This is a genomic window from Frigoribacterium sp. CFBP9029 (assembly GCF_034045305.1).
In the GTDB taxonomy this organism is placed as follows: Bacteria; Actinomycetota; Actinomycetes; order Actinomycetales; family Microbacteriaceae; genus Frigoribacterium.
In genome coordinates this window covers 13,532-29,845 of the sequence record NZ_JAXCWB010000002.1, presented here as the reverse complement: position 1 = coordinate 29,845, position 16,314 = coordinate 13,532, and the positions used below count along the sequence as shown (strand labels likewise).

Sequence of the window (16,314 nt, the reverse complement as noted above, 5' to 3'; positions counted from 1 at the left end):
CTCCGCCTACCGGGCGGTCGGATCGCCCTTGAGGATCCGCGCGTTGAGATAGATCGTGACGAGTGCGCCGACCAACGTGAAGTACATGCTCGTGCGAGAGGGATCGATCACGAGCAGTGTCACTGCAGCGATGGCCACGAGCGACGCGACGATCAGCAGGAACAGGGCCACGGACCGCTTCGTGCGTCGGCCGTCGTCGGTATCCATGGTTCTACGGTCTCTCGCCGAAGGGCCGCCGTCAAGAGACCACCGGCATCGACGCCGATCGCGATGACGTAGATGACCAGGGACTTCTCTGGTGGGCCCTACCGGGCTCGAACCGATGACATCCACGGTGTAAACGTGGCGCGGGGCCTACGTTGTTGCCGCCTGTTGCGCAGAAGTGCCGGTTTTATGGGGTGAGGAGTGCAGCTGCGTGCAAGAGAAAGCAGCGGTGCGCAGCCCTTGACCAACACCACACCAACACGAGCACGGAGCTTTGACGGCGCACGAAGCACCGTCATGCGCTGAATCGGAACTAGGACCGTTTGCGTCACGCATTCAGGTCGGCGACCGGCGCGAGCGACGCATCGCGAAGGTAGCCCGTGCTCCTCAACCGCACGACGCCACCGCCCTGGATGGAGAACGCAACGATCCCGAGCATAGGGTCCTGGACGTCCTACGCACGGACGTCGAGAAGTCAGGAGAGCTCCGCGAAGGCCTGGCTGCGGCCGCGCATGTCGCTCATGACCTGGGTGAGCAGACTGGACGACTCAGGGCGAAGGTCAGATCCCGGATCACCGCGGCGGAAGCCGGCCATCGAGAGCTGCTTGGCGAGCGTGCTGTAAGTCCAGTCAGAGATGACGCCGAGCCGGTGGGCACGAAGCTTGAGCGCCATTGGACTGACGCGCCAACATCGCTTCAGCATCAGCACGTCTTCGAGCATCAGGTTGTTGCCGCGAATGGCGCCGATGACATCGGAACGCGGCATCAGGAACGAGCTTGCAAAGTCGTTGGCCGCCAGCTCTTTCTCCTTGCCGGATTCAACGTTGAGCGATTCCCCGTGCATGACGAGATGGCCCAGCTCATGTGCCAGGTCGAATCGAAGACGCTCGGCGGATCTGTGAACATTGAGGAAGACGACCGGCGTTGCGCCGTGACGGAACGAGAATGCGTCGATGGCCTGCAGAGGGCCACCATCGGAGTAGACCTTCGCACCCTTCAATTCCAGGAGCTGCAGCAAGTTCTTGATGGTCGCCACGCCGAGTCCCAATGCACCACGGACAGCCTCTGCGGCCTGCTCCGGGGCGAGCTCGTCGTCTGAGCGACTCCAGTCCTGCACCTCTGGGACGGCCGGCGCTGGCGAGTCATGGGTTGCCTTGATCCAGTCTGACAACTCTATGGCGAGCGTCGACAGGCTTCGCCTGCACGGTGCAGCAACCGCCAGATCTTCCGCGCACCGCGACCTAGGTGCCGATCCCAGAACACCCGCTCGATCTCGGTCACCAGTGCTTGGTCAGCGAGTTTTCGAGCAAATCGCGACCGCATCTTGAACGCGTAGTAGCCCGACGGGCGATCGGGACGCCGTTCTCGGTGAGCACACGACAGATCGGCTCGACCCCGAAGCGGTCCCGATGTTCGTCGATGATCTGGATCACACGGCAGTCGCGGGTCGAGCTCCCGTGCGAAGAACGAGGACGCCGCCAACAGGATCTATTGACGCCAGTCGGGACTGCTGTCGATTGAGCGGATTCGGAGGGCCAGAGACACGGCTCACTGAGATGCGACCTTGGCCGAACGCTGCACAGCCGGCAGCCGGACGGGAGTCAGCTGTTCGTGGTCGGGCAAGACCGCCGGCATCTTTTCTAGGCGGCTGAGCGGCGATGGCGGACGACGAGGGCCGCCCCGATGGCCAGGAGCATCAGAGCCAACGCGAGAACCCGGGCCAACGACGCACCTGTCAGGGCGAAGTCGTCAGCGCCAACAGCTGTTGTCGGCGGCCCCGGTGCCGTAGCTTGCGAGTCAGTCAGCAGGAGGGACACGGTGCCGGGCCGTCACGGTCGGACCCGGACCTCGAGCACTCTGCCGCGTCTCCAGGCTGAGCGCGCCGGCGCACGGAACACTCGCCAAAGCACTTGGAGCCGGGGCGCATGGGGCAAGTCGCATCGCAAGTGCCGCAGGAGAGGAAGGGCGTCGGCGCATCGCGCGCAGACGCCCTTCTCATGCCCGATGCCGGGCGTGGTTCGAGCTAGGGAATGGCAATGTCACCCTGGTGCAGGACGCGGGGGTTCGCGTAGGTGTCCTTGATCGCCTGTTGCGTGTTCGCGGACTCGAGCTGCTCCGACCAGTGCATGAACCACGTCCAGTTCGGCTGCGCGGCCAACTGCGCCGACGTGGGCATCTTGCCGACCTCACCCAGAGCGATCGGCTTGCCCGCCGCGATCGATTGCATCGTCTGGTATTCGGCTGCACTCGGGAAGGTCTTGTACCAGGCGTCGAGCGTGACGACGTCGACGTACGAGCTGCCCGGGTAGTAGCCGGCCAGCCCGCCGGCCGGGTTGTCCTGCACGTTCCAGGCCCAGATGAGGTTCGTCATGCCCTTCGTACCAGCGAGGTAGTCGCGGGTGATCTGGTAGAGCTTCGCGGAGCCGGCCGATCCCGAACGTCCGCCCCACCAGGCCCACTGCTCGTTCATCTCGTGCAGCGGGCGGAAGACTGCGGGAACGCCCGCGTCCCTCAGCTGCTGCAGGTAGGGGACGACCTCGTCGAGTCGTGACTTCCACGCCGAGTTCAGCGCCGTCCCGTTCGTGGTCAGCTGCGACCACTGCGCGTCGGTGAGGTTCGCGTTGACGTCGTTCCAGGAGCACGACGAGCCGACCGTCGGTGGGCAGACGTGCCATGTGAGCGAGACGAGCGCCCCGTTCTTCCAATCCGTCTTGGCCTGGTCGACGACCCGCTGCCGGTTCGCCACGTCGGAGGCGGCGAAGAGGAAGTCCCCGCCCCAGAGCGCCGGGTAGACCCCGGTGATGTCCTTGACGCGCTGTGTGTACTGGCTCGGCTGCCCGGCGGGCTCCTTGTTGTGTTGCCCGCTGATGGTCTTCTGGCCCTTGATGCTCGCCAGGTAGTTCAGCACCGTGCTCTTGCCGGTCGGGCTGAACGCCTCGGCCGGGGTCGCCGCGGGGGCGCCCACGGCGAGGATCCCCGCCAGGAGGAACGCGATGCCGGCCCCGAGGGCGGTGTGCTTCGGACGTGTGGTCATGATGCTTCTCCTCGCTCGACCACCGCGGTGGTCGTCGATGCGAGCCGACGTCGTCGTGCGGCTCGGAGTGCGACGGCACCGGCGATGACCGATGCCAGGGCGGCCAGGGCGAGTGCCGTGGTCGAGGTCGAGCCGGTGAAGGCGAGACCTGTGGAGGCGGTGGTCGCGGAGGCCGGGACGGTGCCGATCCCGCTGACGGGCACCGCGCCTCCTGCACCGGACTCCGGGCCTGCGCCCGGTCCGGCACCCCCACCGGGCGTAGCGGGCGTGCCCGGCGTGCCCGGCGTACCCGGGTCGACAGGCAGGACCGCGGCAGGGTCGACCGTCGTGACGACGTCGTCCACGAGCAGCTCGCCCGCGCCATCGCCGCCGAGGTAGAACGCGAGCTGCGTCACGGTCGACGGGTCGAGGGCGGCGTCGCCCGCCCAGGCAGGCGGCGCGAACGCCCTGAAGGGCACGTCGACCTGCTGCCACCCCTCCCCCTCGACCGCGAGGGTGGTCTCGAAGTACGACCCGCCCGCCACGATCTGCACGGTGACGTCGTCTCCGGCCGGGGCACGCAGCGAGAGCGAGAGACCGGTGTAGCCCCACCAGTCCTGCGGCTCGGCGAGGGTGCGGACGACGCCCGCGTAGCCGGGGCCCGCGAGGTCGTAGGCGAACTGTCCCGCCTGCGAGCCCGTGGACGGGTTCTCACCGAGGGTGGGCGTGACGGCTCCGCCCCCCGTGTTGCGCACGTAGGTGCTGGTGAGGGCGGCGTCGTCGGCGTACTCCTCGAAGTCCTCCACCACGAGCGCCTCCGTCGGGAGGGGACGGGTGGAGAAGGACGCCGTCGTGGGTACCGACGTCGTCGTGCCGACACCGTTCACGGCCTCGACCGACCAGCGGTAGGTCGTGCCGGGCTCGAGCATGACGTCGGGCCGGTACGACGTGCCCGTGAGACCGTCGGCCGAGGCCACGACGGTGCCCTCAGCGTTCGTGAGCGCGAAGCGGTAGTAGGCGGCATCGGTCGCGGCCGTCCAGGCGAAGTCCGGCGTCGAGGTGGTGCCCGTCGTCTCGTCGAGGGGCGCCTGGAGCGAGAACGCGCCGGGCGCCGTGGTGGGGTCGACGGCCGCGGACCGCAGGGTGGCCCGCGTGAGGTGCGCGTCTCCGGTCAACACGACGCGGACGTGGTCGTCGGCGAGGCCGTCGGCGACGACCGAGCCCTCGTCGGTGACGACCGTGGCGGCGGGCACCCAGGTGCTGCCGTCGGCGCTCGTCTCGACGCGGGCGGCGGGCGGCTCGTCGACCTGGAACTCGGCACGGGTGAGCCCGGCACGCTGCCAGGCCACCGAACCGGACGTGTCGTCCGTCGCGATCACGGACCCTCCGTCGGGGTCGGCCGCGACCGTCACGCCGTCGTGTGCGGACGAGAGGCGCCAGTCCTGCACGGGATCGACGAGCACGTCGCCGCCGTCCGGGTGGACGACGTCGGACGCGGGTCCGGTCGTCCCCGCGCCGTCGAGTGCCCGGACACGGTAGGAGGCGCCAGCCGGGGACTCGATGTCGGTGACGGTCCCGGCCGACGCGCCCAGCGCCTCCTCGGTGACGGTCGTCCACGGCTGGTCGGCGACCTGTCGCTCGACGACGTATCCGGCTGCGCCGGCCGTTCCGCGCCAGGTGATGGTCGAGATGCCCTGGGCTCGCTGCACGCTCGTCACGAGCGGGGCCTCGAGAGGCAGGGCGGGCAGCACGATGCCGATGTCGCGGGCGTACTGGCGGATCGCCTCGGCCCGAGACTCCTCGGACGGCGTCCCTCCGGGCAGGTGGAAGGTGAAGCCGTCGTCGTGGGGCACGAGGCCGGCGCGGTCGTCGTGGCCGAACAGCGACCAGGCGAACATCCCGGAGACGGCCGGGTCCTGGGCGAGCGGGCTCAACAGCGCGGGCGTCGCCGCCGTCGAGGCGTACTCGCCGGCGATGTAGACCTTCCCGGCGGAGGTGACGGTCGCCGCGTCGGCCGAGACGCGGGCGGCCGTCGGCGGGTAGTAGTGGACGTCGACGATGTCGAGTGCCGTCGCGGCGAGGGTGTCGGGGTCGATGTCGAACCGTCGGCCGGCGGCGACGAGCTGTGACGGGGCGAGCTGCTTGATGTGGGCGACCTGGTCGTCGATCCACGGGAGGGTCATTCCCTCGAGTTCGTTGCCGAGCTCCCACGCCATGATGGTCGGGTCCTCGGCGTAGGGGACGCCGGTCAGCGCGTTGGTGCGCCCGACGACGTGGTCGACGTAGTCCTGGTACGCGGCGATCGCCCGCGGGTCCGTGTAGAAGTCGGCGGACTCGAGGCCGAGGGGCGTCGTGAAGTCGCGGTGGCCGCCGTGGTAGTACTCCCACTCGTCGGTGAGCGGCAGGATCAGCCGGATGCCGAGCGACCCGGCGTACGCGACGGCGAAGTCGATCGTGGCGAAGGCGTCGTCGTCGTACTCGCCCAGGCTCGGCATCAGCGCGAGCGTGTTCGCGTCGTCCTGGCCGGTCGAGGTGCCCATGTGCGACCGGACGACGGTGATGCCGGCACGGTGGGCCGAGTCGAGGGTGTCCTTGATGCGGAAGAAGGTGGGGTAGTCGACCCCGCCGACGTTCTCGTCGAGGCCGAGCCAGTAGATGTTGGCCCCGCTGGCCCGGAAGGTCTCTCCCCCGAGCTGGAGCCGCGAGGCGTCCCGGGTGACGAACTCGGTGTTCTGGGTCGTCCACTCGGCGCGGGGCGCGGCGGACGCGGCCTCCGCCTGGTGCGGAGTGAGGGGTGCGAGCGAGCCGAGCAGGACGCCCGTGGCGACCACGGCGCACACTCGGATCGACCGCCTCCGTGTCGGTCTCGGGGTCGTGCGGGACGGATGGTCGTGGCTGGGGACGCTGATGGCGGTCGGTGTCGTCATGGGTGCTCAGGCTCCTTCGGCTGTGCGGTGATCAAGGCGCCCCGGTCGGGCGGCCTGGTGTCAGGTCGTGCTGACCAGCCGCCGCGTGTCGACCCGGTTCGGGTCGACCATGTCGGGGCGGTGGACGAGTGCGGCGGCTCCCAGCAAGGGAGCGGCGGATCCGAGGGCTGCCGGGACGATGAGCACCTCGGTGGAGTAGGCGAGCACGGTGGCTCGACGGGCCGCCTGGCGCACCAGGTCGACGTAGTCGGGAACGACCCCCGCGAAGCCGCCGCCGATGGCGACGGCGTCCAGGTCGAGCAGCGTGGTCGTGCTGGCGATCGCCTGGCCGACGGCTGCTGCGGATCGGTGGACGGCCGCCAGGGCGGTCGGCTCCCCTGCGGCGCACGACAGGGCGAGGTCCTCGCCCGTGGACCCGGCCCAGCCGTGGCTCCGGGCCCAGCGCACGGAGTTCGTCCCGGACGCGACGGCCTCGAGCGTGGTCGAGTCGGCGTCCTCTGAGCGCCCGCCAAAGCCCGCGACGTGGATCTGGCCGACGTGTCCGGCGTTTCCCGTCCTGCCCGACACCAGTGCGCCGCCGACGATGAGCCCGCCGCCGACCCCGGTCGAGACCACCATGGACATCGAGTTCGCCAGCCCGGCCGTCGCTCCGAGCCAGTGCTCGGCGAGAGCGATGCAGGTGCCGTCCAGGCGCAGCCGGACCGACAGGGCCGGGAGGCGCTCCTCGACTTCTCGGCGCAGGTCGAACCCGGCGAGCACGGGCAGGTTCTTCGGACTCACCGTGCCCGCGACGAGGTCGACGGGACCGGCCGACCCGATGCCGGCTCCCCGCAGCTCGCCGCCGGCCGGGAGGGCGGCCAGGGCACCGTCGACCACGGTGCCGACGGCACCCCGCAGCTCTGCCCACGAGGCCGCCGCGCCCGTGGCGGCGCGCACCCGGCTGCCCCCGACGATCCGGCCGTCGTCGTCGACGAGGGCAGCCTCGATTTTGGTGCCGCCCAGGTCGACGGCCAGGGCGATCCTTGACATCGTCAGGCCCAGTCGACGACGAGCTGGTTCGACGTGCGGAGCACGCTCGCCGAGGTCAGCTGCTCGGGGGTGAGGTCGGCATCGCTGCTCACGCGGAACGTCACGGACTCCCCGGGCAGCAGGGTGACCATCATGTCGTCGACGACGGCGTGCACGTCGACCTTGTCGACGAGCAGCGTCACGTCGCGAGCCAAGGAGGCGCTGGTCACCACGACGTCGTAGCCGCCGTGGACCGCGGTGACGGTCGTCGTCAGCTCGGCGGCGGTCAGGGCCGAGTCGCGCTGCTCGACCGGGAACCACAGCCCCCGCTCGGCACCGACCGTGGCGACGACCAGCTCGCGGGCCGGATCGCCGAAGGCGGTGACCGCGGCGGGGATCGCGACCGTGCTGGTGGTGCGGGCGTCGAGCGCAAGGTCGACCGTCGCGGAGGCGAGCACCTCGCCGTCGTAGGAGAGCCTCTCGAGGACGACCTGCGCCTCCCACGCCTCGAGCGAGTCGTTCGAGACGGCGGCGACGAGGTCGTCGCCGCGCGGCTGGATCGTGACGAGGCGGTCGGCGTAGACGTGCTTGAGGGCGTAGAGCAGCGGCTTGGCGCGTCCGTAGCCGTCGACGGCGGCCCACGAGGTGACGGGCCAGCAGTCGTTCAGCTGCCAGACGATCGACCCCATCGTGGTGGGGCTCCACGACCGCCAGTGCTCGATGGCGAAGGCGACGGCGTGGGCCTGGTTCAGCGACATCGCCCAGTGCCAGTCCTCGGTGTCGTCGGGCAGCGGGAGGTGCGCGACGAGGCCGTCGGTCAGCTTGTCGTTGCCGTCGGTCGCCTTCTGGTGCCAGATCATGCCGGGCGACTCGGGCGTCAGGGGCGAGTCGGAGATCGACTGCTGGATCGTGGACCAGGTCGCGGGGCCCTGCCAGCCGAACTCGGCGACGAAACGGGGCACGGTGTCGCGGTAGTGCGGGTAGTCGACGCGGTTCCACAGCTCCCAGAGGTGCACCGAGCCGTGCTCGATCTCGTTCGCCGGTCGTTCGGGGTCGCCCGACCAGGGGCTGCCGGGCGTGTAGGACCGCTCGGGGTCGAGCTCGGCGACGAGGCGCGGCAGCAGGTCGAGGTAGTAGCCCAGGCCCCAGGTGCGGCCCTGGAGGCGCTTCTCCCAGCCCCACTCCTCGAAGCCCCAGATGTTCTCGTTGTTGCCGTTCCAGAGCACGAGGCTCGGGTGGGACATGAGGCGCGTCACGTTGTCCCGGACCTCGGCCTCGACCTCGCCGCGGAGCGGCTCCTCCTCGGCGTAGGAGGCGCAGGCGAAGAGGAAGTCCTGCCAGGTCATGATGCCGCGTTCGTCGCACAGCTCGTAGAAGTCGTCGGACTCGTAGTAGCCGCCGCCCCAGACGCGCAGCAGGTTCATGTTCGCGAACTCGGCCTGGTCGAGGCGGGCGGCGACGCGGTCGCGGGTGACGCGGGTGACGAAGGCGTCGTCGGGGATCCAGTTCGCGCCCCTGGTCCAGACCGGCTGGCCGTTGACGACGACCCGGAAGCTGGTGCCCTCTGGGTCGGGCTCGAGTTCGACGACGACCGTGCGGAAGCCGATGCGGGTCGACCAGGCGGCTGCGGGCTGGTCGTCGACGCCGAGGTCGACGGCGAGGTCGTAGAGGACGGCGTCGCCGTGGCCGCGGGGCCACCAGAGCGCGACGTCGGCGACGTCGAGGTCGACGACGGCCTCGGTCGCGCCCGGGGAGACGTCGACGCTGGCCGTGGCTGCCTCGGCTCCGTCGGGGCTCGTCACGGAGCCGGAGACGGTCACCGCGGCGTCGGACCCGGCCGCCCTCTCGATCGTGACGTGGGCACGGACGTGGCCCGCGCCTCCGTCGGTCGTCACGACGGGGCGGACGCTGTCGACGCGGGCGCCCGACCAGGAGTGCAGGATGACGGGCTTGTGGATGCCCGAGGAGGCGGCGTCGAGGCCCCAGTCCCAGCCGAAGTTGCAGGCCGCCTTGCGGATGGCGTTGAAGGGGTGGAAGTAGGTGTGCGGCCGGTAGCCGATGTCGAGGCTGGCCTGGTCGGCGTAGGCGACGGGCGAGGCGAAGTGGACGACGAGGTCGTTGTCGCCGTCGACGAGCACCCCGTCGGCCGGGAGGCGGTAGGCGCGGTGCTGGTTGACGGTGCGTGCCAGCTCGGTGCCGTTGAGGGTGACCGTTGCGACGGTGTCGAGGCCCTCGAAGACGAGGTCGTGGCGGTCGTGGCCGTCGGGACTCCACGCGAACGTGGTGCGGTATTCCCAGTCGCTCTCGCCGATCCAGGTGACCTTCTGCTCGTTCCGGTCGAGGTAGGGGTCGGGGATGAGGCCGGCGGCGAGGAGGTCGGTGTGGACGAGGCCGGGCACCGTCGCGGGGACGGTCGCCGCGGCGATGTCGGCGGGCACCGGGCCGCGGGTCGAGCGGACGGACCAGCCGTCGTGCAACGGGCGGCGGGTCTCGGTCGCGGTGGTGGGGAGGGTGGTGGTCACTTGGTGGCTCCTGCCGTGAGGCCGTTGTAGATGTATCGCTGGAGGAAGAGGAAGGCGATGAGGGTGGGGACGATCACGAGCAAGGTCCCGGCCGCGATGACCTCCCACTGCGCGCCGAAGGGGCCCATGAAGCGGAACAGGGAGGTCGAGATGACGCCGAGGTCCTGCGAGGGCATGTAGAGGAACGGGATGTAGAACTCGTTGTAGACGGCGATGCCCTTGATGATGACCACTGTCGCGATGGCCGGCTTGAGCAGCGGCAGGACGATCCGCCAGTAGACGGTGAAGCGGCTCGCGCCGTCGAGCATCGCGGCCTCGTCGAGCGAGACGGGGATCGACTGCATGAACTGCAGGAAGATGTAGATCGCGACGATGTCGGTCCCCATGAAGATGAGGATCGCCGCGCCCCGAGTGTTGAAGAGGTCGAGGGCGCTGATCACCTGGAAGGTCGCGACCTGCGTCGTGACCGACGGCACGAGGGTCGCGAGCAGGAACCCCCCGAGCACGAGCTTCCGGCCGCGGAAGCGGAACCGGTCGATGGCGTAGGCGGCCATCGTGCCGATCAGGATGGTCCCGACGACGGACACGACGAGGATGATCCCCGTGTTGACGAAGCCGATCAGCATGCCGCCCTGGGTGAAGGCGGTGACGAAGTTGTCGAGGTTGAGCCAGTTGCCGGGCGGGGTGAGCGGGGTCGTGGTCCGGTACTCCTCGTCCGTCTTGAACGCGAGCATGACGATGGTGACGAGCGGGACGAGGGCCGCGAGGCACGCGAGCACGAGGCTGACGTACTTGACGGTCGTCCCGGTGCGGGCGAGCGCGCGCGAGCGGGTGAGCGACTCGGTGGTCACGAGGCCTCCTCCTTCTTCTCGTCGGGGAACAGCAGCCGCTGCACCGCGGTGATGACGAGCACGATGACGAGCAGGACCACGGCCATGGCAGAGGCGAGGCCCACCTTCGAGAAGCGGAACGCGGTGTCGACGGTCTGGATGACGAACGTCTCCGACCCGTTGGCGCCTCCGGTCATGATGTACGGCATCTCGAACGCCGAGAGGGCGCCCGCGATCGCGAGGATGAATGACAGGCCGAGGATGCGTCGGATGCTGGGCACGATGATGTAGAGGAACTTGTGCCACGACGTCGCGCCGTCGAGGACGGCCGCTTCGTACTGCTCGGACGGGACCGACTGGATCGCGCCCAGGAAGAGCACGAAGTTCAGGCCCATGTAGCGCCAGACGCTCGTGGCGGCGAGCGAGGTGTTGACGACGCCGGGGTCGCCGAGCCACTGCGGGGTGTTCTCGACCCCGACCAGGGCGGCGAGGGCGTCGAGGGTGCCGCCGGGGCGGAAGAAGTAGAGGAAGACGAGGCCGATCGCGACCCCGTTGATGAGGTACGGGAAGAAGATGATCCCCTTGAACAGGTTCGAGAAGCGGGTCTTGAAGCTGAGGAGGGTCGCGAAGTACAGGGCCAGGACGAGCTGGGCGATGGCGCCGGCCAGGTAGAAGAGGCTGACGAAGAAGACCTGGAAGATCTCGGGCCGGGTGAAGATCTCGACGAAGTTCTCGGGGCCGACGAACTCCTTGACCGGCGACAGGCCGTCCCAGTCGGTGACGCTGTACCAGAGCAGGTTCGCGACCGGCACGTAGGTCAGGACGACGAGGAACGCCAGCGGCACGACGAGGAAGAGCCACGGGGTGACGCGGAGGCCGCGACGGCCCACGCGCCCGGCCGGGCCGGCGCCGGGGCGGGTGCCCCGGCGCCGGCCGTCGTCGGTGACGGTCGCCGCGACCTCGGGAGGCGAGGCGAGCTGGGTCATTCGGAGACCTTCTCCTGCGCTGCGGCCCAGCGGTCGTTGAGGTCGGAGAAGAACGAGTCCTCGTCGCCGTCGGCGGCGCCGCGGGCGGTGTCGATCAGCTTCTGACGGTAGGTGTTGCCGAAGATGTCGATCTCCGCCTCGTTGGCGATGTCGGTGAGCAGCGCCTCCTTGCCGACCGGGTCCGGAGCCAGCTCGAGGTACTGGACGTCGAGGGCGGTGAAGTCCGAGAGGGTGTCGGGCTCGGGGTCGCTCTTGACGGGGCTGATGGCTCCCTGGCTCTCGGCGTAGCCGGACTCGTTCGTGAACCAGTCGACCCAGGCCTTCGCGGTCGCCTTGTTGTCGCTGTTCTTGCTGACGCCGAGCACCTTGTCGCTGGCCGTCACCGAGGTGAACTGGCCGTCGACCTGCCAGGGCATCGGCCAGAAGCCGATGTCGTCGCGCGAGGCGCCGGCGGCCTCGGCGGCGTCCTGCATCTGGCTGACAGCCCAGGAGCCGAGGACCATCGAGCCGATCTTGCCCTGGGCGAGGAGGTTCTTGGACTCCTCCCAGTTGGTCGTGGTCGGGTCGGCCTCGCTGAGGCCGGCCTCGACGGTCTGGAAGAGCAGGTCGTCGATCTTGTACTGGTCTGTGCCCTCGGTCCAAGGGGCGTCGTCCTCGGCCATCTCCATGCGGACCTCGGGCCCCTGGGTGGCGCCGAGGTTGCCCTCGAGGGTCGCCAGCGGCCAGCCGTCGGCGTAGTTCGTGTAGTACGGGTCGGCATCGGTCTTGTCGCGGATGGCCTGCAGGTCGGTGAGGTACTCCTCCTGCGTGGTCGGGGCCTCGGTGACGCCTGCGTCGGCCCAGACCTTCTTGTTGACGACCATGCCCATGGCCGAGCCGAAGGTCGAGATGCCGTAGACCTGACCGTCGTAGGCGCCTGCGTCGACGAAGCGGTACTTCTCGCTCATCTCGTCGACCGTGCCGAGTGGCTCGAAGAAGCTCGAGTACTGGTCCTTCGTGACGTTCGAGCTGGGGATGAGCAGCGCGTCGCCGTAGTCCTTCGAGTTCAGGCGGATCTTGACGTCGCCTTCGTAGTCGGTCAGCGCCTCGAACTTCACGCTCGTGCCCGGGTACTTGTCCTCGAACGTCTTCGCGTAGTCGGCGAAGGTCGTGTCGACGAGGTCGGTGCGGTTGGTGAGCACGGTGATCTCGCCCGAGGGGTCGCCGTCGTCGTTGGACGCCGACGAGCAGCCGCTGAGGCTGATCGCGGTGAGCGAGACCATCGCCATGCCCATGAGTGCTGTCTTCTTCATGCGTGCGAACTCCTTCGTTCGTGGGTGCCGGCGAGGTGCCTCGGCCGTTCTGTCCGGCAGGTCTCGGCGGGTGCGAGCTGGTCGGGTGCCTCAGCTTCGCCCGCGGCATCATGCCGTGTCAAGACTTTGATTATTAATTTATGCACTTTACTGTCGCCGAAGCGGACAGGCGGGCAAGGAGCGTCCGCTCTCGGGGACGTCAGCGCGCGGGCGGGCCGGTCGTCGCCCGGGGCACGAAGACGATGGGAGGCGCCTCGAGGGTGGGCGGTCTCTGGCCGTCGAGAACTGCCAGCACTGTCTCGCCCACCATCTCGCCGATGCGCTGGACGTCGTGGCTGAGGGCGGAGAGCGGCGGCTCGGAGAGCTGGCACTGGGCCGAGTCGTCCCACGCGACGATCGAGAGGTCACCAGGCACGCTGAGACCTCGGCGTTGCGCCTCTGCGAGTCCACCGAGCGCCATGAGGTCATTGTCGAAGACGACCGCGGTCGGAATAGCAAGGGCGCCCACGATGGTCGGGTCGTCAAGGCAGGCCTGCCCGTCGAGGAGCGCCGACAGGGCGCGTTCACCCGACTCGAATGAGTAGTCCCCCGTCATCGTCGACGCAGTCAGGCCCCGCTCCTCGCAGACCGCGATGAAGGTGTCCCGGCGGGCGACGGAATGAGCGAGGCGCAGCGGACCGCTCACGTGGGCGAGATGGACGTGGTGCAATAGTGCTAGCGCATCTACCGCCTCCTCGACGGCGACGTCGTCGTTCGTCCAGACGGCGGGGAGCCCGCTCGAGATGGCGGGCGACGACACCGAGATCGCGGGCAGGTCGAGCTCGGATACCAGTGACACCCGCGGGTCGTCCACGCCCAGGTCGACGAGCACCACGGCGTCCACGACGCCCCCGGCCGACCACCGGCGGCACAGGTCGAGTTCGGCCTCACGGTCGGGAAGGACCCGGAGCAAGACCGCATGCCCGCGCGGCCGCACGACACGGTCGAGGCCGGCGGTGAGCTCGTGGAAGTACGGCTCGGCCCCGTAGATCTCGCTGGGACGCACCAGGGTCAGGCCGATCGGCCGCGGGAGGCGCGACGGGCGGTCGCTCTCGGTCAGGGTCGCGTCTCTCATCGCCTCGTCCTCCTCGGCCCCGATCATGGTGCCGTGCGCTCTCTCGTGACCGCTATCGTGTCACCGACGCGGGCCAGCAACACACCAGGGCTCGCCCGAGGTGCGGAGGACGACGTGGCCAGACCCGAGTCCTCCGCGTCCGGTCCGGGCAGCAGGGCACTCGTCGTCGATGTCATCCGCTCGTCCGGCCCCATCAGCAGGGTCGAGCTGACCGAGACGACCGGTCTTACCCAGCCCAGCATCTCCAACATCGTCCGCAAGCTGCTCGTCGAGGGCATCGTGCGAGAGAGCGGTCGGGTGGCCTCGGGCGGCGGCAAGCCTCGGACCCTCGTCGAGATCAATCCCGGGGCCCTCTACGCGGTGGGCGTCCAGCTCGGTTTCGAGTCGATGACCTTCGTGGCGACGGGTGCGGGAGGGGGGATCGTCGCTCGGCAGCTCGTGGACGGTGCGTCGCTCGATTCGCCGGACGAGGTGACCGATCGCCTCGTGGCGCAGTTCGACGCCTTCGTCGACGCCGCTGGCATCTCACGGGCGTCGATCGCTGGTGTCGCCGTGGTCGCCCCCGGCCCGCTGTCGGCCGACCACGGCGCCATCCTCCGCTCGCCGACGCTCCGCAGGTGGGAGGGCTTCTCGCTCCGCGACAGGCTCTCGGAACGCCTCGACGTCCCCGTCCTGATCGACAACGACGCCGCGGCCGCGGCCGTGGGCGAGTTCTGGACGCGTCGTGTCCCCCGCACCGAGACCTTCGCCGGCATCTACATGGGCACGGGCCTCGGCGCCGGCATCATCATCGACGGGGCCCTGTACCGCGGTGCGAGCTCGAACGCTGGCGAGCTCGGGCACACGTCCGTCGACCTCGATGGCGAGCCTTGCTTCTGCGGCAACCGAGGATGCGTGGAACGTTATGCGGCGCCCGCCGCCGTCCTGCTTCAAGCCCGTGAGCAGTCAGGACGCTTGACCGGCCTCGGGCTCGCCTTCGAGGATCACACCGTTGCCCAAGACTTCGACCGTCTGGCTCGCGCTGCTGTGGGCGGGCACCCAGTCGCCGAGAGCTTGATCGCCACGTCCGCGCGCTATCTCGCCGCCGCCGTCGTGTCGTTCGTCAACGTCCTCGACGTCGACCGGCTCGTGCTCTCCGGTCCGAGCATCGCGGTCGCGGGTTCCGTGTACGCCCGGGCCGTCCGAGAACGTCTCACGGAGAGCGCATTCGCTCGGCAATCGCACGACGTCCGAGTCGAGTTGGCCACCAACCCGAGAGACTCAGCCGCGATCGGAGCAGCAGCGCTGGTCTTGCAGAGCTCTGTCTCTCCGGGACACGGCCCGCAGCTCATTCAGCCGAACTGACCAGCGGAAGCCCGGAGCCAGACCCACGATCTGAGCGAGGGTCCTCTCAAGCAAGATGCGATTGGCGTCCACGACGTAGGAAAGTGGGTCGTCCTTCACCAACACCACACCGACACGAGAATGCTTGTGCAACGGCATACGAGGCATTGCTCTCGGAAAGACTTGCCTCTGACCGGCAACTACTCCGGTGGGCCCTACCGGGCTCGAACCGATGACATCCACGGTGTAAACGTGGCGCTCTACCAACTGAGCTAAAGGCCCCTGCGCCGGTCTGGCCGGGCGGGTCGTATCAGGTTAGCGGCTGAGGAGGCGCGAGTCGCGCCTCCTGGGCGGTGTCCCGTCAGACGGTGGCCGGCACCAGGGTGTCGAGGGAGGCGCGGTAGTCGTCGATCGAGCGCTCCTGACCGGGTTCGGTGACGAAGTGCTCGCGGATGATGCCGTCGACGTCGATCAGGAACGTGGCCCGCGTGGCGAAGCCCTTGTGCTCGAGGAACACGCCGTACTCCTTCGAGACCTCGCCGTGCGGCCAGAAGTCGGCGAGCAGCGTGAAGTCGTAGCCCTTCTCGTCGGCGAAGGCCCGGAGCGTCGCCTTCGAGTCGACGGAGACGACGAGCAGCTCGACGCGGTGGTCCTGGAACATCGCCAGGTTGTCGCGGAGCGTGCACAGCTCCTTCGTGCAGGTGCTCGAGAACGCGAGAGGGAAGAACACGAGCGCGACGGGCTTCACACCTCGGTAGTCCGACAGCCTGACGTGCTCGCCGAACTGGTTCGGCAAATCGAAGTCGGGAGCCTGGATGTCGTTCTCCAGTGCCATGGTGCGATCCTTCCGCGTCGGCCCGGGCGGCCGGCGACAAACACGATCAGTGATCCTACGCCGCACGCGGGCGAGCGCAAGGACCGCTCTCAGCGCGTGCGGAGACTCTCTCAGGCAGGGTCGGTGTCAGTCGGGGTCACTAGACTCTGGCGAGTCAGGTGGCAACGTGTTCGGAACCCGGACGCGGACGACCTGACACTCGTCTGTCCACCACATACGGTGCGACCCACACACGGTGCTATCAACACCACGAGATTGAT

At 69.0% G+C, this 16,314-nt stretch carries 12 protein-coding genes and 1 tRNA gene; 1 reads left to right on the top strand and 12 read right to left on the bottom strand.

Features of this window, described 5'->3' with window-relative positions:
• Positions 1-6: 6 nt before the first annotated feature.
• The 10 genes from SOM11_RS02665 to SOM11_RS02615 form a co-directional block, all read right to left on the bottom strand.
• Positions 7-207, bottom strand: coding sequence for a hypothetical protein (locus SOM11_RS02665; RefSeq protein WP_320477123.1), 201 nt, complete (start codon positions 205-207; stop codon positions 7-9).
• 472 nt (positions 208-679) lie between these two features.
• Positions 680-1,240, bottom strand: a complete 561-nt coding sequence (locus SOM11_RS02660) for an ImmA/IrrE family metallo-endopeptidase (protein WP_320477122.1) — start codon at positions 1,238-1,240, stop codon at positions 680-682.
• 987 nt (positions 1,241-2,227) lie between these two features.
• Positions 2,228-3,238: a glycosyl hydrolase gene (locus SOM11_RS02650; protein WP_320477121.1), complete on the bottom strand. Its 1,011-nt coding sequence runs from the start codon at positions 3,236-3,238 to the stop codon at positions 2,228-2,230.
• Entirely contained in the window at positions 3,235-6,144 is a 2,910-nt protein-coding gene (locus tag SOM11_RS02645) for a carbohydrate binding domain-containing protein (protein WP_320477120.1), read from the bottom strand. The genes SOM11_RS02650 and SOM11_RS02645 overlap by 4 nt, the downstream gene beginning before the upstream one ends.
• Before the next feature lie 60 nt (positions 6,145-6,204).
• Positions 6,205-7,173, bottom strand: coding sequence for an ROK family protein (locus SOM11_RS02640; RefSeq protein ID WP_320477119.1), 969 nt, complete (start codon positions 7,171-7,173; stop codon positions 6,205-6,207).
• A 2-nt stretch (positions 7,174-7,175) separates the two neighbouring features.
• Positions 7,176-9,674 (bottom strand): beta-mannosidase, encoded by a 2,499-nt coding sequence (locus tag SOM11_RS02635; RefSeq protein WP_320477118.1) that lies wholly within the window; start codon positions 9,672-9,674, stop codon positions 7,176-7,178.
• Positions 9,671-10,525: a carbohydrate ABC transporter permease gene (locus tag SOM11_RS02630; RefSeq protein ID WP_320477117.1), complete on the bottom strand. Its 855-nt coding sequence runs from the start codon at positions 10,523-10,525 to the stop codon at positions 9,671-9,673. The genes SOM11_RS02635 and SOM11_RS02630 overlap by 4 nt, the downstream gene beginning before the upstream one ends.
• A complete protein-coding gene (locus SOM11_RS02625) occupies positions 10,522-11,490 on the bottom strand; it encodes a sugar ABC transporter permease (protein WP_320477116.1) in 969 nt (322 codons plus the stop codon). Before SOM11_RS02625 ends, SOM11_RS02630 begins: the two co-directional genes overlap by 4 nt.
• Positions 11,487-12,782 carry an ABC transporter substrate-binding protein gene (locus SOM11_RS02620; protein ID WP_320477115.1) on the bottom strand — a complete coding sequence of 432 codons (1,296 nt, stop codon included), beginning with the start codon at positions 12,780-12,782 and terminating at the stop codon, positions 11,487-11,489. Before SOM11_RS02620 ends, SOM11_RS02625 begins: the two co-directional genes overlap by 4 nt.
• A 199-nt stretch (positions 12,783-12,981) precedes the next feature.
• Positions 12,982-13,896 carry a substrate-binding domain-containing protein gene (locus tag SOM11_RS02615; protein WP_320477114.1) on the bottom strand — a complete coding sequence of 305 codons (915 nt, stop codon included), beginning with the start codon at positions 13,894-13,896 and terminating at the stop codon, positions 12,982-12,984.
• A gap of 114 nt (positions 13,897-14,010) precedes the next feature.
• Here SOM11_RS02615 and SOM11_RS02610 point away from each other — a divergent pair, with 114 nt between their 5' ends.
• Positions 14,011-15,240, top strand: a complete 1,230-nt coding sequence (locus tag SOM11_RS02610; protein ID WP_320477113.1) for an ROK family protein — start codon at positions 14,011-14,013, stop codon at positions 15,238-15,240.
• Positions 15,241-15,428: 188 nt separating this feature from the next.
• Here the strand turns inward: SOM11_RS02610 and SOM11_RS02605 are convergent.
• Together SOM11_RS02605 and SOM11_RS02600 are read right to left on the bottom strand one after the other, a co-directional pair.
• Positions 15,429-15,501 (bottom strand) — tRNA-Val (locus SOM11_RS02605).
• A gap of 79 nt (positions 15,502-15,580) precedes the next feature.
• A complete protein-coding gene (locus SOM11_RS02600; protein ID WP_192057889.1) occupies positions 15,581-16,054 on the bottom strand; it encodes a peroxiredoxin in 474 nt (157 codons plus the stop codon).
• Between the last annotated feature and the right edge of the window lie 260 nt (positions 16,055-16,314).

What these genes read in the sequence shown, in the direction of transcription:
- SOM11_RS02620 (WP_320477115.1), bottom strand. Translation starts at nt 12,782, where the DNA reads ATGAAGAAGACAGCACTCATGGGCATGGCGATGGTCTCGCTCACCGCG.
- SOM11_RS02615 (WP_320477114.1), bottom strand. Translation starts at nt 13,896, where the DNA reads ATGAGAGACGCGACCCTGACCGAGAGCGACCGCCCGTCGCGCCTCCCG.
- SOM11_RS02650 (WP_320477121.1), bottom strand. Translation starts at nt 3,238, where the DNA reads ATGACCACACGTCCGAAGCACACCGCCCTCGGGGCCGGCATCGCGTTC.
- SOM11_RS02625 (WP_320477116.1), bottom strand. Translation starts at nt 11,490, where the DNA reads ATGACCCAGCTCGCCTCGCCTCCCGAGGTCGCGGCGACCGTCACCGAC.
- SOM11_RS02645 (WP_320477120.1), bottom strand. Translation starts at nt 6,144, where the DNA reads ATGACGACACCGACCGCCATCAGCGTCCCCAGCCACGACCATCCGTCC.
- SOM11_RS02665 (WP_320477123.1), bottom strand. Translation starts at nt 207, where the DNA reads ATGGATACCGACGACGGCCGACGCACGAAGCGGTCCGTGGCCCTGTTC.
- SOM11_RS02640 (WP_320477119.1), bottom strand. Translation starts at nt 7,173, where the DNA reads ATGTCAAGGATCGCCCTGGCCGTCGACCTGGGCGGCACCAAAATCGAG.
- SOM11_RS02600 (WP_192057889.1), bottom strand. Translation starts at nt 16,054, where the DNA reads ATGGCACTGGAGAACGACATCCAGGCTCCCGACTTCGATTTGCCGAAC.